Origin of the sequence: Streptomyces sp. NBC_01261 (assembly GCF_036226385.1) — a bacterium.
In the GTDB taxonomy this organism is placed as follows: Bacteria; Actinomycetota; Actinomycetes; order Streptomycetales; family Streptomycetaceae; genus Streptomyces.
The window spans coordinates 209,666-225,731 of sequence record NZ_CP108463.1 but is presented as its reverse complement, the minus strand read 5'-3'; the positions used below and the strand labels follow the sequence as shown (position 1 = coordinate 225,731).

The 16,066-nt window shown below is 68.5% G+C and carries 11 protein-coding genes and 4 pseudogenes; 5 read left to right on the top strand and 10 right to left on the bottom strand.

Annotation, left to right across the window (positions count from 1 at the left end):
- Nucleotides 1–761: 761 nt before the first annotated feature.
- The 10 genes and pseudogenes from OG226_RS00890 to OG226_RS00845 form a co-directional block, all read right to left on the bottom strand.
- A pseudogene (locus OG226_RS00890) lies at nucleotides 762–899 on the bottom strand (cell division protein DivIVA); the annotation flags it as partial.
- A gap of 168 nt (nucleotides 900–1,067) precedes the next feature.
- A pseudogene (locus OG226_RS00885) lies at nucleotides 1,068–1,970 on the bottom strand (nitrate- and nitrite sensing domain-containing protein); the annotation flags it as partial.
- 1,418 nt (nucleotides 1,971–3,388) lie between these two features.
- Nucleotides 3,389–4,117: a CHAT domain-containing protein gene (locus OG226_RS00880; RefSeq protein ID WP_329347314.1), complete on the bottom strand. Its 729-nt coding sequence runs from the start codon at nucleotides 4,115–4,117 to the stop codon at nucleotides 3,389–3,391.
- Nucleotides 4,118–4,209: 92 nt separating this feature from the next.
- A complete protein-coding gene (locus OG226_RS00875; protein ID WP_329347313.1) occupies nucleotides 4,210–4,401 on the bottom strand; it encodes a hypothetical protein in 192 nt (63 codons plus the stop codon).
- A gap of 464 nt (nucleotides 4,402–4,865) precedes the next feature.
- Nucleotides 4,866–6,101 (bottom strand): IS701 family transposase, encoded by a 1,236-nt coding sequence (locus OG226_RS00870; protein WP_329353275.1) that lies wholly within the window; start codon nucleotides 6,099–6,101, stop codon nucleotides 4,866–4,868.
- A 159-nt stretch (nucleotides 6,102–6,260) separates the two neighbouring features.
- The gene (locus OG226_RS00865; protein ID WP_329347312.1) at nucleotides 6,261–6,650 is read right to left on the bottom strand and encodes a VOC family protein; all 390 of its coding nucleotides are present in this window, start codon (nucleotides 6,648–6,650) and stop codon (nucleotides 6,261–6,263) included.
- Nucleotides 6,651–6,787: 137 nt separating this feature from the next.
- A complete protein-coding gene (locus OG226_RS00860) occupies nucleotides 6,788–6,925 on the bottom strand; it encodes a hypothetical protein (RefSeq protein WP_329347311.1) in 138 nt (45 codons plus the stop codon).
- A gap of 16 nt (nucleotides 6,926–6,941) precedes the next feature.
- On the bottom strand, nucleotides 6,942–7,289 hold the full coding sequence (locus OG226_RS00855) for a hypothetical protein (RefSeq protein ID WP_329347310.1): 348 nt from the start codon (nucleotides 7,287–7,289) through the stop codon (nucleotides 6,942–6,944).
- A gap of 23 nt (nucleotides 7,290–7,312) precedes the next feature.
- Nucleotides 7,313–8,789, bottom strand: a pseudogene (locus OG226_RS00850) (NF041680 family putative transposase).
- 207 nt (nucleotides 8,790–8,996) lie between these two features.
- A complete protein-coding gene (locus tag OG226_RS00845) occupies nucleotides 8,997–10,034 on the bottom strand; it encodes a hypothetical protein (protein WP_329347309.1) in 1,038 nt (345 codons plus the stop codon).
- Nucleotides 10,035–10,539: 505 nt separating this feature from the next.
- Here OG226_RS00845 and OG226_RS00840 point away from each other — a divergent pair.
- The 5 genes and pseudogenes from OG226_RS00840 to OG226_RS00820 all read left to right on the top strand — a co-directional run.
- A pseudogene (locus OG226_RS00840) lies at nucleotides 10,540–10,751 on the top strand (transposase); the annotation flags it as partial.
- Between the two features lie 64 nt (nucleotides 10,752–10,815).
- The gene (locus OG226_RS00835; RefSeq protein WP_329347308.1) at nucleotides 10,816–11,697 is read left to right on the top strand and encodes a helix-turn-helix domain-containing protein; all 882 of its coding nucleotides are present in this window, start codon (nucleotides 10,816–10,818) and stop codon (nucleotides 11,695–11,697) included.
- A gap of 139 nt (nucleotides 11,698–11,836) precedes the next feature.
- Nucleotides 11,837–12,739, top strand: coding sequence for an ABC transporter ATP-binding protein (locus OG226_RS00830; RefSeq protein WP_329347307.1), 903 nt, complete (start codon nucleotides 11,837–11,839; stop codon nucleotides 12,737–12,739).
- A gap of 95 nt (nucleotides 12,740–12,834) precedes the next feature.
- Nucleotides 12,835–13,896, top strand: a complete 1,062-nt coding sequence (locus OG226_RS00825; RefSeq protein ID WP_329347306.1) for an iron-siderophore ABC transporter substrate-binding protein — start codon at nucleotides 12,835–12,837, stop codon at nucleotides 13,894–13,896.
- The gene (locus OG226_RS00820) at nucleotides 13,893–15,995 is read left to right on the top strand and encodes an iron ABC transporter permease (protein ID WP_329347305.1); all 2,103 of its coding nucleotides are present in this window, start codon (nucleotides 13,893–13,895) and stop codon (nucleotides 15,993–15,995) included. The genes OG226_RS00825 and OG226_RS00820 overlap by 4 nt, the downstream gene beginning before the upstream one ends.
- The last annotated feature ends 71 nt before the right edge of the window (nucleotides 15,996–16,066 follow it).

Sequence of the window (16,066 nt, the reverse complement as noted above, 5' to 3'; positions counted from 1 at the left end):
ACGGTGAAGGAAGTGATGCGGTCGGCCTGTTCCCAGAACTGCCTTTGTATGGCCTCCGGAACGGCCGATGACCACAACTGCACGCCCTCGTTCTTCAGACGCTTTCGCAGCCCGGCCGCGTCGGAGGGCGAAGCACGTCCGGCCCGGCTGGCCGCCTCGCGTAGCTGGTCGTAGATTTGCTCGGTCGCCTCGCCTGGGTCGCCACCGCGGTATCGGAACAGCTCAGGGGGGTAGCAGGTCTCGCTCAGCAGTTGAAAACTGAACGAGCCGTCCTCGGCGCGGTGTACCTGCAGCGTGGCCTCTCCCGGTTCGAAGGCTATGCCAGGCAACACCGCACGTCGTAGCGGCCCGTCCCTGGTCACCCCACCCTCAGTCACCGAGATCTGGAGGTGCACCGCCCCTAGATACGTGCCCTTGTGAAAGGCGCGGACCGTCACGTGGTGAAGGCCCGAAGCCATCGTGCGCAGGCCGAAGTACAGGACATCGGAGTCCCGGCCCGGGTACACCATGAGTTCCTGCGTGAGGTCCCCCAGTGCGCGCAGGCCCTGCGCGGTGACGGTTATCGTCAGTTGCGCACCCTCCTTGGGCACGTGGAACGAGCGTATGACGACACTGCCTTGCCCTTGGCCGGGCTCTCGCGTGATCTGTACGTGAAGCGGGACCTCGCGGTCCGGGGCGGCTTGCTCCGCCAGTTCGGCGATCAGGTGGTGCGGTTCGGAGAGCGCATCGGCTCCCGTTGTCGGGGCGGTAGGCGCCAACTCGTCGTCATCCTCATCGATCAAGAAACCACGCATCGGCGACGGTTTCTGGCCCATGGGTGACGGGCGCTGCGGGCGGACAAGAGCCATTGGCTGGGGCATCGCGGGGGAATTCTGCTGCTGGCCGCCATAGGACGGAAGTCCGTGTGGAGCGGACGAAGGTGCTCCGGGTGAGATGGACGGATTTGGGCGCGGGAGGGACTCAAGCTCATTCCCTGGGCGCTCTGAACCCGATCCCGCGCTGTCGAACACATCATCTTCCGTGCTCTGGCGGGCCTCCGCCAGAGCAGGCAAACCCTGGTCGTTCACGTCGGTTGCTGCATTCTGTCTCTGTGCGATGCCCCGACGGAGATTGGTCAGTCGGCCGCGTATGTCGTCAGGCGCACGGGAGACCTGCGGACCGGTTTGTTGCTGTTGCTGTCGAGCCGTGCCCGGGGAGAGGTTCGCCTTGGGCACCCGTCGCGGCAGGCCGGAGGTGGTGACGACGCCCGCGGCCGACTCCCTGACACGCTCTGCCGGACGGACGAGGTCGTCATTCGGCGAGGTGGACCCGACAGCGCCCGTGGGATGCTGAGGGGCTGCCGGTGCCTGCGGTTGCAGTGCAGGAGTGGAGCCGTCGCTCTGTTGCTCCGCCTGCTGGCCGTGGAACCAGTTGGTCTCCAGCATGTCGTACAGCGGTGTACGGCCGTCACCGGGGCCCGTGGCAGGCGGCAGCGCCTCGGGCCCCTGGCGGGTGGGACGCTGCGGGGCGGGCGGGCGCGGGCCGCCGGAGTCGTCGGCATCATCGCCGTTCCCGTTGGGCTGCGGGCGCTCGAACTGCCCCGTGTGCGCGGGTTTCTGACGGCCAGGCAGGTTATGCGAGCCGGTGGAGTCGTTGTCGTACCCCGGCGTCGCGAACTGGCCTGTGGGGCTGGCGTCGAACGCCCACGGGGCGGCGAACTGGCCCGTGCCCTGCTGCCCGTTCGTGCCCGGATGAGGGAACTGCCCGCTGTTCTGGAAGGTGTTCGCACCCGGACGCGGAGCGTTGAAGTCCTGGCGGGGGAACTCCGAGATGGCCTCCGGACCCTCCGGCGCGTCGAGCCGGGGGATCGCCGGCATCTCCGACGTGGCGGCGGGGACCTTCTGTTCGTGACCGCGCGGGGCGTCGCGCGGCACCGGCGGCTCAGCGTGCTCGTAGCTCCGACGCGGCACGCTGGGCGGCGGGTTGCCGCCCCCCAGTTCAGTACGCCCGCCATCGGGCGATGGCAGCGCGGCCTGCGGCGCCTGACCGGCACTGAGCTGGTCACGTCCAGGCAAACGGGCGCCGCCGCCCGGCACACCGGCACTGGGGAAGCTGCCCGCGCCGAGGTCTGGGGCTGACGGACCGGCGCGGGAATCGGCGCCCTGGCTACCGGGATGCTGACGCTTTGTCTGAGAGAAGCCTTCCGCGACGGCCGCCGCCAGTTCGCGGTACGCGTCCCGGGTTGCCTCCTGCATGCTCTCCAGGTCCACGCGGCCAGGGTCCGCGAGCCGCTCGTCGAACGGCACGATGACAACGCTGCGGCAGTATCCGCCAAGGTGCTCGGCAGCGTCCCGGGCATCGAGCATGGTGTCGCGGTCGCGCACACCGGTCAGGACCACGTGAGTGTGATCGGCAAGGTAGCGATACGTGGCCAGTGCGCGAGCGGTGGCGGCAATACTGGACTCGGACAGGCTGCTGACGAAGACTTGCTGGTCAGCCCCCGTCAGGGCGACAAACGTTGTGAGACCATCCGCTCCGGTGGCGCAGTCGGTGAGGACGACGCCATACAGGTTGAGGGCAGTGAGGAGGGTGCTGTAGGACACCCCGTCGAGTGGCTCGCTCGGTGCGGTGGTGGCCGCGGCGCCCGCAAGAATCTCCAGGCCGGAGGGCGCACGGGAGGTGAACTCCCTTATGTCAAAACCGCCTTCGGCGAGGCGAGCGGCCAAGTCCCGCAGAGTCACCTGGGTGTTGAGGGCGGGGGCGAAACGCCCCAGCATGCCGTCGTTGGCATCCACCGCGATGATCTGGTCGTCCCGCTCGGAAGCAAGCACAGCGCCCAGGCCGACGACCGTCGTGGACTTTCCGGTTTTGCCTTGCGCGCTGACGACCGCGACGAGATGCGGGCTCCCGGCCGGAACTGGCGTGCGGATGGCCTCGCCAAGGCCAGGGACGTCATGTTGGGCCGAGATCCTTCCGACCTGCCACCAGCGTCGACGTATCACCGACATGGGCCACCTCCCCCGAACACGCTCTACTCTGGCCCAATTTGCCTTCGCGTCGATCAGTTCGCTTGAACCTGCCCAACCATCCAAGCCACACCAGGCGCCGTGGGTGAACAGTGACCCACCTGAACTTTGTCGAGCCACGATGCTAGTTCGGGAAGCACTTCGCTACGCGGCGCTCCGACCAATCGCTACGCAAACCACACCTGTCTACTCGCGCTCGGCGCGTTCACCGAGGACAAGTTCGTTGTCCGGGGCTGGGCACAGAACCGCCCCGCGATGCTCGCCTCTCCGGCTCCGGAGTGGTCGGTGCTCGGTCTCACTCTCAGTTGGTCTTCTGTTTCTGCCGTCGCCGCGGGTCTTCTTGCGCACCCGCTCACTCCGCGCCACCACGTCCGGGGCCGTGGTCACACCGGGGTGGCGCGAGCGGCGGGACTCCCGTACACGGCGTAGGCGAGCCATGTGGGGTCGCCATCGTGGTTGCGGATGGCCTGGTGGGCCTTCATCGACGCGTCCCCCAGTGGGAGTCTGCTGGTGACCAGGTGGGTGTAGAAGGCGTCCGCATAGGCCAGTGCGGAGTCCGAACGCACGGGCCACAAGGTGCCGATGAACGCCCCGGCGCCCGCTTCGAGGAACTGTGGTGCCCAGCCCGGGGAGGCGCTGTACCAGTCGATCTGGCCGGCGCTGCGGCAGGCGTTGACGAACACCAGCGGGCACGTGGCGCTCCAGGCACGGGATCCCTGTGCGGTGGCGAGGTCCAGTGGGTCGAAGGGGCCGTCAGCCATGGTGACCTGGGAACCGGCCTCGGTGAACGCGTTGTGGCAGGCGAAGTGCAACAGTCCGTCCAGCCCTTCATCGAGGCGGCTCGGGACCTCCGCGCCCCGGGTCAGGATGCCGCCGTCGCCCATCGCGGGACCGAACCGGGTACGCAGAGCGGTGACCTCCCGCTCCGCCTCGGGTGGCGATCCGGGTGGTACGACGAAGGTGGCTTGGGACAGGAGGAGTTGCCGAACCCGCTCCTGACCGTGGACACGACGTACCACGGGAAGCCATTCAGCGAGGAAGCCGTCGCCCTGCTGTGTTCCGTCGAGCGGATACAACAACTCCCACCGCACTACGTCGTGCTCACCAAGCACGGTGAAAGCGCGAACCTTGTGGACTTCCCGCCAGAACTGTCCCCGCACCGCGTCGGGTACAGCAGCTCGCCAAAGGGCTACTCCCAGGTTTTTTAGACGTCTGCGACCTGTTGGGCATCCGCGCCGACGCCGGCCGCCGAAGCGAACCTGCGCAGTTCCCGGTAGATGTTCTCCGTGGCCTGCCGGGGGTCGCCGGCCTTCAGCTGGAACGCCGGGGCGTAGCTGGTCTCGCTGAACAACTGGAAGCTGTAACCGTCGGCGGCTTTGAGTACTTGTAGCGTCACCTCGCCCGGGTCGAAGGCGAGTGAGTCCAGCGGCGCCGTGCGCGGCCCTCCGTCACGGGCGGGTACGTCCGCCTCGACCGAGATCTACAGCTGCAACTCCCCGAGAAATGACCCCCCTCTGAACGCACGCACCGTGACCGCATGTAACCCAGGCCGGTGGGTACGTAGGCCAAAGCGGAGCACATCAGAGTCCCGCCCTGCCTCGACCCGCACTTCCTGCTGCAAGTCACCCAGCGCCAGAAGCCCCGGCGCGTGCACCGTGATCAACAGCCGAGCCCCCTCGGCCGCTATCTCGAACTCCCGGAGGAGTGCACCTGCCTGGCCGCTACCGCAGGTGACTTGGACCTGCAGCGGTACCTCGCGCCCCGGCGGTACCTGCTCGGCGAGCTCAGCTTCAGCCGACGCCGTTCCGGGTGGTCATCCTTCTCGCCGGTAGCTAGTACTCCAGTTGTAGATCGCGATCTTCATGCCTGAGCGGCTTGTCGGTGGTAGTGGCTGGTCTGGGATCGGGCCTGGTGGCGACGTCGCCAATGGGACCAGAGGAGCCGGTGGGCCGTGTCGTGGACGAGCGGGACGACAAGCGCGTTGAATAGGCGCTGGATCTCGTTGCAGGTGAGCGGTATCAGCTCGTCCGGTCCGGGATGGCGGGCGTGTTCGTCGGCGCGGACGACAGCGAGGAAAGCATGGGCGAGCATCGCGAGAGTGACCCAGCGGTGCCAGGACGTCCAGCGTCTGACCTGGTGTTCGTCCAGTCCGGCGAGGCCCTTGCCGGACTGGAAGGTCTCCTCAACCGTCCATCTGCGTCCGGCGACCTGCACCAGGGTGGACAGCGATACGTGGGTGGCTGAATAGCAGCGGTAGAAGGCGAGTTCACCGGTCCGCCGGTTGCGGCGCACGAGCAGCTGGTGGTGGCGGGGCCGGTCGTCGGCGATGTCTGCCAGGGCCCAGTCGTAAAAGCGGTGGCCCTTGGTTCCGGCTCCGGCGGAGAGTTTCTGCCAGGGCCGCCTCGGCAGCCTCTTCACCAGGGTGTCGGCGCGGAACTTGCCTGCGTGGGTGGCGATCTGGTGGTCACGGGCAACGGCGAGTACGTAACCGACTTGCCGTTGCTCCAGTGCGGTCCGCAGGTGCGGGTTGCCCCCGTAGACCTCGTCGCCGGCTACCCAGGACGCGGGGACGCCGGCGTCCAGGGCGCGGCCGATCATGCGAGCGGCGAGTGCGGGCTTCGTGGCAAAGCCGACAGTGTCGGGTATCCCGGCGGCCTTGCAGCGGGCGGTGTCCTCGGTCCAGGAACGGGGGACGTACAGTTCCCGGTCGATCGCCGCGTGTCCGCGCCGGGTGGAGTAGGCGAGATAGACGGCGACCTGGCTGTTCTCGATGCGTCCTGCGGTCCCGGTGTACTGGCGCTGCACACCGACCGTGGCGGTGCCCTTCTTGAGGTCACCGGTCTCGTCGACGACCAGCACCGCCGCGGTGTCGTGCAGTTGCCCGACGACGAAGCCGCGGATGTCGTCGCGTACCGCGTCAGCGTCCCACTTGGCCCTCGACAGCAGGTGCTGCAAGCCGTACGGGTTTGCGTCCCCGACGTGCTCGGCGAGCGTCCAGGAGTTCTTGCGTGGCAGGTCAGACAGCAATCCGAGCACGAACGCCCGTGCCCGGCGCCGTGGTTCCACCCGGGCGAACCGTCCAGCGATACGGCCCATCAGGACCTCGAACGTCTTCTGCCAGCGGCCGGAATCTATGCTGTGGCCCGCGGCCGCCGTCTGATCTTCTGTCTTCACACACCGATGATCAACGGCGGCCGTACCCGTTCACAGATTGGCCCCGACCAGCAAGGGTCCTGTGCCATCGACGTTCGACCATCAGCCGAGGTAGTTCGCGCGCCCCTCGTCGTCGAGCTCGAAGGGGCCCTCAGGGATGATGCAGAACTCATTGCCCTCGGGGTCCGCCATCACCAGGAACCCACCTCCGGCGTACTGCTCCAGCTTGTGCCCGCCGAGCATCTCGATCCGTTGCTGCTCGGCGGCGGGATCGGGAGAGGTGACGTCGAAGTGCGTCCGGTTTTTGCTCGACTTGGGTTCGGCAGTTCGCTGAAAACCCAGACCCAGGCCGTTCTCCCGCCGCAGCCACACGTATGGGCCCATACGTCCCACGACCGGTCTGCCGAGTAGTTCGGACCAGAAGGCAGCGAGCAGCTCGGGGTCTGTGGCATCGACGATGAGGGCATTGATCTGCATAGATGTGTCCGCCATGCCCCGATCCTCTCAGACGGGCGCTCAGCAGTGGCTGTGACCAGCGGAAATCAGACTTCGATGAGCGAGTCGCCCTGCAGTCAGACTTCGGCGGCATCCGCTCAAGGCGCGATGGCACAGGACAACAAGATCGCGATCTACAGCTGGAGTATTAGGCGGGCGACGATGCTGTTGCTCCCCACCTGAAGCAGCGCAATTCCGAAGGTACCCGGCTGCGTGCCCGGGTACAGCAGAGGCAGTACCTCGGCGGGCAGGATCGTCACGAACAGACACATGATTTTAGCTTGCCGTTTATCCTCCGGCGTCCGGCGAGGAGAGTTCGTTTCTGACGCCGATGGTGATTTCTGCGTTCCAGCTCCCTGGGTCTTGGGGCGGGTCCCAGTTCACCTCGACGTCCGTGCGGTGAAAGTCGCGAGCGAGACCCTTCGCCACTGCTTCTGCCGCAGCGCGTGCGTCCTGTGGGGCGGTGTGTGGCGCTACGTTCAGGCGGCCGCAGAGCATTCCGCCGTCCTCGGTGAGGATGGTGTAGCGCCAGCCGTCGGGCGCTTCCAGCAGGACGATCCCCTTCGGAATGCCGAGGGGAGGCTGCTGCTCCTTCTTGCGTCTCGCCATGCCGCTATCCAACATCGTCGGTTTCATGGTGATGAGTTCGGGTGGCTGGTTCAACTGCTGCGGCGCGGTTTTGTGCCTGTCTTGTGGTGGGTGGGCCGGCGGTAGGGCTGGCCGGTGGCGAGTTCGAGGCCGATGTCGTAGAGAGGGGCGGGGCGGCGGTTCTTCGAGCCGATCGGGCGTCCCGGGCCGGGCCGGGTGGGTTTCGGCACTCGGGCCGGCGTTGGGATCTTGGTGCGCAGGTGTCGGAACCCGCGGCGTACTCGGGCAGGGGTGAGCCTGTTCGAGGGGACGGTGCGTTCCCAGGGGCGTCCCAGGTCGACGGCCAGGGGGCGGGCGAGACGGAGCTGGGTGTAGGCAGCGATGACCAACCAGGTCCAGTTGTCCGCGGCTTCGGGGTCGCGCAGTTTTGGGGCGGTCCAGCCGAGGTTCTGTTTGATCATTCTGAAGAAGTGCTCGATGTCGAATCCTCTGAGGAACGCCTGCCAGACCTGGTCGGTGTCCGCCGGGGCGGCGGTGGGCTGTGACCACCACAGCCACAGGGGCTTGGGGTCGCCTCCGCTGGGCAGGTGGTCGACTTGGAGGCGGATGACGGTGCCTTCGATGACGGGGAGTTTGCCGGGGTGGTTCCGCCAGGCGGCGCGTTGTTGCAGTTCGGGGTGGAGTCGTTCCCAGCTCTGGGCGTGGGCGGTGCCGTAGCGCGTGGTGAGGGTCTTCGTCTCCGCGTCGGGGTTGTCCCAGGTTTTGGGGTCCTTGAAGATGAACTCGCTGCCGTGCCGGGGCGGGTGGCCGCCGCGGGGATGGGCCCGGTAGTACTCCTCGCGGGAGGGCGCCGGACGGCGCATGACCCGGTCTGAGCGCAGGCGCCCGAGGAGTTCGACGGGCAGGTCGGACAGCAGCCCAGGCCAGACGCATCACGTCGTAGCCGGCGTCGAACACGATTCGGACGAGCGGGTCGCCCACGTTCCACGGGCCCGCCTCGACCAGACGCTTGACCAGGTCCCGCACCTGGGCGGCGGTCACGGCCGCGAGGTCGTCGCCCGGCCGCAGCCGTACGGCGTCCAGGGGCGCGGTCCAGGAGGAGCGGCCCGTCTCCAGGGCGACGATCCACGAGTACGGCCAGCCCGGGATCATCAGGTGCTTGTCCTCGCCGCGGCCGTAGGTGTGACAGCAGGAGCGGGCATCGCTGGTGGCGGCGTCCGGCCGCAGCCACGGCGAGACGTCCACAGCCAGGACCAGCCGTCCGTCGGCCGCCCGCGGCAACGTCACCGAGGCCAGCACCCGCCGCAGCCGGTCGACCCCGATACGGCCCCGGTTGAGACCGCCGTACAACGCGCCGTGCCCGCGCCGGTGTTCGGGCTCAAGAGCGAGTCCGACCAGCGTCTTCACGGGCCCGTCCGCGCACAGCAGGGAGTCCGTCAGCTCGAACAGCGCATCCGCACGACTGGTCAAGGAGTCGTAGAAGTCAGCCCGGAAGCATGACAGTTGCGCGATCGCATCCTGCGGGACCCTCACACACAACAAGCTCATCCTTACGGCCTTCCTGCTGAGCGGTGTACCTGTGACGGAGCACAGCATCAGCGGAGGCCGTTCCCACGTGCCCTGATCTGGGCAAACCTCACGCACGCGTGAACTACGTTCGAGACCAGGCAGACAACCGCGAGACATCCAGTGAGTTTCTTTATGCCTCGCCGAGTCCATGAACGAAGATTGAGCGCTGGTGGCTTGTCCTCAGGGTCAGCGGAGCGAGGCCCACAGGTCATCGCGATCCTCGGGATCGGGCTGGTCGGGGTGGAGCATCGTTCGGACGCAGCGTTGCAGTCCGGTCTCGTGGGACCCCCCGGCGTTGGCCATCCAGCGCAAGTCGTCCATGGTGTGGGCGCGTTCGTCGGTGGCGAGGTCGTCGACGGCGGTCCGCAAGTCGTCGGGGGCGGGTTCGTCGGTGAGGCAGAGCCAGCCGATCGCGGCGGCCAGGCGGACCTCGGGTGCTTGTGTTTGGTCCCGCCACTGTTCCCGCATCCATGTGGTGGTCGGCGCGTGGGGGTGGGTGCGGGTGGCTTCGGCGGTGGCGAGGACCAGGGCGGCGCTGACTTTCGGATCTTGCTCAGTGGCGAGCCGAGCACGGAAGGAGGAACGGACGGCGCGGTCGGGGTCTGCGGCGGTGGCCAGTGTGTAGGCGGCGTCCATACGTATCGACGGGTCGGGGTCGCCGAGAAGGGGGTACAGGAGGGTGGTGTCGGCGGTGATCGCGACCCGGGCAGCGGCGACCGACCAGCCAGCAGGGTAGCCGGTCACCTCAACGCCGTAGTCGTCGTAGTCGTCGTGCAGATCGCCGTCCTGGAAGTCGGCGCGGTGGAGCAGCAGTTCCTCGCGGGAGGCGACGCCGAAGTGGAGGGCACGGGCCGGGCAGGCGGCCACGGCGAGAGCGTCGGCACGACAGGGGTGGCGGGTGTCGGCGGCGATGCGGATCAGGAACGGTACGGCGAGAACGGCGGCGGCCCGCATGTCGTTGGCACACATGCCGCTCACCACGCCCGCTCCGGAACGACGGGAGCCGCCGGTGTGCAGCAGGTGAACGGCCTCCCTGACGTGTTCACCCTGCGGGAAGCGCTCCCAGGGGACTTGGCCGAGCAGAAATCCGTCCTTGGTCTCGGGCCGGATGTCGGCCACCGCCGCCCGCACGTCGAACGGCCCGCCCGCGAAAGAGGACAGATCCGCCCCGCCCGCCAACGCCCGGCAAATTGCGAACGTCGGATCAGTCCGCCAATCGCCCACGTCACACCACCTCACAGCCAAGTCGAACCGGAGCCGATCATGCCACCCCCCGGTTCGCCTGTTCGAAGCGGAACGTTAAACGGCAAGTTTAGGAGAAATCCAGGCTCGCGAAATTAGTTCCTACTTCGGGGGAACGTGGGAAAGTGTCACGGGGGGATGAGGTGAACGAGGTATCCGCGAGTGAACTACTGGCTGCGTTCAGGACTGACTCGGAGGTCAATGCTCTGGGAGATCGCTGTTTCCGGTGCTCGGACGGGCTCATCGTCCGCGACGTCGGTATCCGCAACATGATCCAGGTCCTCACCGGCCTGGTCGGGAACGGCGAGCCCACGCAGATCCTTCAACGCCTTGAGGACTCACCCCACTCGGCCCGCCCGTCACATTCTGACGATCAGTAAGTTGCAGCAGCGCTGATCGAGTGGGGCATCTTGGCCCGCCTGCTCCTGTTCATGCCGAGGCGCTGGTATTTGCGCCGTGTGCTTCGAGTGCCGACACACGCGCCGGGGCCTTGCAGGCTGAACGCCGCGGCCCCGGACTGGACATCGGCCGCTCGCCCGACACCGACCTGCGCGGCTTCCCGGACGCGATCCGCTACGTGAACCCACCGGGACCCCTTGGCATCACGTCCCGCACGACTACCCGCCCTGGAACACCATCTACGCCTGCTTCGCCCGATGGCAGGCCGGAGGCGCCTTCGACCAGCTCAACAGTCTTCTGTGCCCCTGCGCCACTCCTACCCGCACCGCGCCTGCGACTGACGCAGGCTCGATAGACTCCCCGCATGGTCCGGTCGTCCCGTGGTGAAGTGAGCGTCGGGACGTGGCGGCGCGAGGCGGGCACTGTTGTACATCCGTCCGATGCCTTTCCGCAGGTGACGGTCGAGCCGTTCGCCATCGCGGCGGGGTTCCACGTGCCCCCGGTCCCCACGGAGTGGGCGCCGCACTCGCATCCCCTGCATGAGATGGTCTGGGTGCGCGGGGGGACGCTGACCTCCCGGGTGGAAAACCGTGTCTTCACCGTGTTCACGGGACAGGGGCTGTGGATGCCCGCCGGAGTGGTGCACGGGGGGCGGGCCACGGCGGGTGCGGAATTCCATCATGCCTTCTTCGCTCCCGAGTCGACGTCGTTCGCGTTCGCGTCCGCTGAGCCGACGGCGATCGCGATCACACCGTTGCTGGAGTCCTTGCTGACACACCTGTACCGCACGGATCTGGACGCGGCGGCCAGGGCGCGGGCGGAGTCGGTCGTGTTCGACGTGATCCGCCCCGCCGAGCGGCAGTTCGCCCTGCATCTGCCCGGTGACGCCCGCATCGACGCCATCGCCGAGGCGTTGCTGGACGATCCCGCGGACACCCGTTCGCTGGAGGAGTGGGCGCGGTGGCTCGGCATGAGCGAGCGCACCGTCACCCGCGCGTTCCGCACCGCGACGGGGCTGTCCTTCGCGCAGTGGCGGCAGATGCTGCGGGTGCACCGGGCACTGGTGCTGCTCTCCGAGGGCCTCGACGTGATGACGGTCTCCGAGACGCTCGGCTACGCACAGCCCAGTTCCTTCATAGTCGCCTTCCGGCGGGTCATGGGCACCACACCGGGCGCGTTCTTCGACACGGGCGACGCCGTCCACGAGAGTGTCCGGAATCCCGTATCGCCTGTCCACAACTCCTGATTGTCGACGGGGCGGCCGAAACATAAGCTTCGCGGAGTTAGGTAACCCTTAGTTCGAGTGCGGACCGTTGGCGGCGTTTACCGTGCCCGCCGGTCGAGGGTGCCGTAGTCCCTGCTCCTCCGACCGTCCGGATCCATCGATGTTCACCAGCCTTTTCCGGCCCGCCGACCGCGTCGCCACCGACCTGGCCGCCCCTGTCGCCACCCTCAACGGGCACGACCTCGTGCTGCGGTACGGCGGCAAGCCGGTCGTCCACGGTGTCTCCATCGGCCTGGAACCCGGCCGCGCGACCGCCCTGGTGGGGCCGAACGGCAGCGGGAAGTCCACGCTCCTGCGCGCACTCTCCAGGCTGCACAAGGTCGACGCCGGCCGGGTCACCCTCGGTCACGGAGCCGACGACGGAGCCGAAGACCGGCCCTGTTCGGACACCGACGGACCGCGTGTGCGCGACGCGGCGCTGCTGAGCGCCCGTCAGTTCGCCCGCGAGGTCACCCTGTTCTCCCAGTCGCGACCCGCGCCCCCGGGACTCACGGTCACGGAGGTCGTCGCGTTCGGCCGCCACCCGTACCGGCGCGGCTTCGCCGGGCCGAGCGCCGAGGACCGTGCAGCCGTCGACCGCGCCATGGGCGTCACCGGCGTACGGGACATGGCCGACCGGCCGGTCGGCGAACTGTCCGGCGGCGAGATGCAGCGGGTCTGGCTCGCCTCCTGTCTCGCCCAGGACACCGGCGTCGTACTGCTGGATGAACCGACCAACCACCTGGACCTGCGCTACCAGGTCGAGACGCTCGACCTGGTACGCGATCTCGTGGAGGACCACGGCATCGCGGTCGGGATCGTCCTCCACGACCTCGACCAGGCGTCCCGCGTCGCGGACACGCTCGTCCTGATGCGCGCGGGCCGTGTGCACGCGATGGGCAAACCCGTCGACGTCCTCACCGCCGAGAACATTCGTGAGGTCTACGACATCGGTGTGGAGGTCGGCGTCGACCCGCGCACCGGCCGGCTCCGCATCGACCCGATCGGCCGCCACCCCGTCTGAAACGGCACCCCGTCCGCAGCGGCGCCTCCGTCGCCGCGCCCACTCGTAGGAACACCCGCAGGGACACCGCGGGACATCAAGAAAGAGGCTTGTTCATGAACCGTGCCCACCGTCTGGCGGCGTCGGCCTCCGTGGGGCTCTTCGTCCTCTCGGTATCGGCCTGCGGCACGACCGATGTCGACAAGGTCGAGGCGGACACCAGTGCCAGTGCCTCGCCCGCGTCGAAGAGCTGTGCCGACGACACCACGACCACCTCGACGAAGCCGGTCTCCTTCACCGACGGCGTCGGCCGGAAGGTGACGCTCGCCAAGCCCGCGAAGCGCATCGCCGTCCTGGAGTGGCAGCAGGTCGAAGACGCGCTGACCCTGTGCGTCACCCCCACCGCCGTCTCCGACAAGAAGGGATACGGCACCTACGTCAGCGCCGAGAAGCTGCCCAGCGGCGTGACCGACATCGGTACCCGTGGGGAGCCCGACCTCGACAGCCTGTACGCCACGAAGCCCGATCTCATCGTCGTCGAGGCGTTCAAGGCGAACGACGAAACCCTCGTGAAGCTCCAGAAGCGGGGCGTTCCGGTGATGGCCACCAAGGGCGCCGACCCGAAGGACCCGCTCGGGAACATGAAGAACGTGTTCAGCATGATCGCCGAGGCGACCGGACGCACCGAACGTGCCGACCAGGTGCTCAAGCAGTTCGACCAGCACCTCGCGGCCGCGAAGCAGAAGGTCGCCGACGCCGACCTGCCGACGAAGAAATTCCTGTTCTTCGACGGCTGGCTGGAGAGCGGCAACCTCGTCGTCCGCCCCTACAGCAAGGGAGCCCTCTTCACCCAGATAGGTGAGGAACTCGGAATGACCCCCGCCTGGACCGACACCATCAACAAGGCCCACGGTGACGGCGGCGTCGACCCCTCCTACGGTCTCGCACAGACCGACGTCGAGGGACTGACCTCGGTGGGCGACGCCAACCTCTTCTACTCCGCCGACGAGGGCGCCGACGGCTACGTCGCCGCGCTGAAGAAGAACCCGCTCTGGAAGAGCATGCCTTCCGTGAAGGAGGGACGCGCGCACGCGTTCCCGTCCGGGGTGTGGGGCGCGGGCGGCCCGCTCTCCTGCGAGCAGGCCATCGACGCGTACGTCGACGTACTCGACAAGTGAGCACAACGACAGGGGAGACGGTGGCGGCGCCGCCGGGCGAAGCGTTGCCGCGCGGGGGCGGCCCCACCGGGGTGGTCGTCCTGGCCGTGCTGTTCCTGCTGACCGTCCTGGTCGGCATGTGGCATCTGACGCAAGGGACGTCGGGCGTCGGCGTCGGCGACCTGGTGCGCTACCTCGCCGGGGAGCGACAGACCAGCGGCGGGGCGCCGGTCGGTGAGATCCTCACCGGCTCGCGCCTCCCGCGCCTGCTCGCGGGCGTGGCCGTGGGCTTCGCCCTCGGCTCGGCCGGCACACTGCTCCAGTCCGTCACGCACAACGCGCTCGCCTCGCCCGACACCCTCGCGGTCACCTCCGGCTCCTACGTCACGCTCACGCTCGTCGCGGCCTTCGGCATCTCCGTCCCGCTGTGGGCGTCGGGTGCCGTCGCCTTCGCCGGCGGACTCGTCGCGGCGGGTCTCGTGCTGCTCCTCGCGGGACGGGCCGCCGGTACTTCGGGTGCCCGTCTCATCCTCGCCGGATCGGCGATGGCGATGGCACTGGACGCGGTGAGCGGGATGCTCCTCATCCTGTTCAAGCAGAACACGATCGGTCTCTTCGCCTGGGGGAGCGGTTCGCTCGCGCAGATGAACATCGACGCGTCGCTCCGCGCCTTCCCCGTCATGGCCGTGGTGCTGTGCGTCGCGCTGGCACTGTCCCGGCGGCTCGACGTGATGAACCTCGGCGACGACACCGCGGCCACCCTCGGCGTGCCGATCCGGACGACTCGCGTGAGTGCCGTGGTCTGCGCGGTGGTGCTGACCGCCACGGCGGTCACCCTGGCGGGCCCGATCTCCTTCGTGGGTCTCGGCGCCCCCGTCCTGGCCCGCCTGATCGCCGGGCACGCCCGGGCGCTGCGTCGGCATCTCCTCCTCATCCCGGCGGCCGGGCTGCTCGGCGCGCTGCTCATCCTCCTCGCCGACGCGACCCTCCGCGCGATCCAGGGTGCGAACGGCGCCGCCTCCATCCCCACCGGTGTACCGACCGCGCTGCTCGGCTCCGTCGTGATCGTGGTCCTCGCGCTACGCCTGCGCGACACCGGCGAACTCCGGCAACCGCCACACGTACGGGTTGCCGTACGCTCGCGCCGCGGTTTCCTCCTCGTCGTGACCGGCGCGGTCGCGCTGCTGTTCGTGGCGGTCCTCGTGGGCGCACTGGCGGGCAGCATCTGGCTGCGGACCGGTGACATCGGCCTGTGGCTGCGCGGTGCCGCCCCGGACCTGATCGGCCAGGCGCTCGACGACCGGGTCCCGCGGGTGACCGCCGCGGTGCTCGCCGGCGCGGCGCTCGGACTGGCCGGATGCGTCGTGCAGGGCGCGGTCCGCAACCCGCTGGCCGAACCGGGCGTGCTCGGCATCACGGCGGGCGCCGGACTGGGCGCGGCAGCCGTCGTCACGTCCGGCATGCCCGGCGGACGGCCCGTGCTCGTCGTGGTCGCCATCGCGGCGGCCCTCGCCACCTTCGCGCTGATCACCCTGCTGTCCTGGCGTGGCGGCTTCCTGCCCGACCGGTTCGTACTGATCGGCATCGGATGCGGATACGGCATCAGCTCCGTCACCACGTTCCTGCTGCTGCGCGCCGACCCGTACAACACACCCCAGCTCTTCACCTGGCTCTCTGGTACGACCTACGGCCGTGAGTTCCCCGATGTCCTACCCGTGGCGGTGGCCCTCGCGCTTGCGCTCCCGGTGCTGATCGCGATACGCGGCAGGCTCGATCTGCTCGCCGCCGACGAGGACACCCCGCGCATCGTCGGCGTCAGGGTGGAACGCACCCGCTTCGCGGCGCTGGCGATCGCCGCCGTCCTCGCCGCGCTCAGCGTGGTCGCCGTCGGCGTAGTCGGTTTCGTCGGGCTCGTCGCCCCGCACCTCGCCCGGTCACTGGTGGGCGCACGGCACGGTCGCTCGATCCCGGTCGCGATGCTGCTCGGCGGAGTACTCGTGTGTGTGGCCGACACCCTCGGGCGGACGGTCGTCGCACCGGCCCAGGTACCGGCGGGCCTCATGGTCGCCCTGGTCGGTGGCCCGTACTTCATCTGGGTGCTCAGGAAATCCCGCGCATGACAACAGGGGCGTGCGCAAAGCCCGTTCGCCTCCACCTGCCCCTCGTCGCCCCTCACCCACCAGGAGTACCG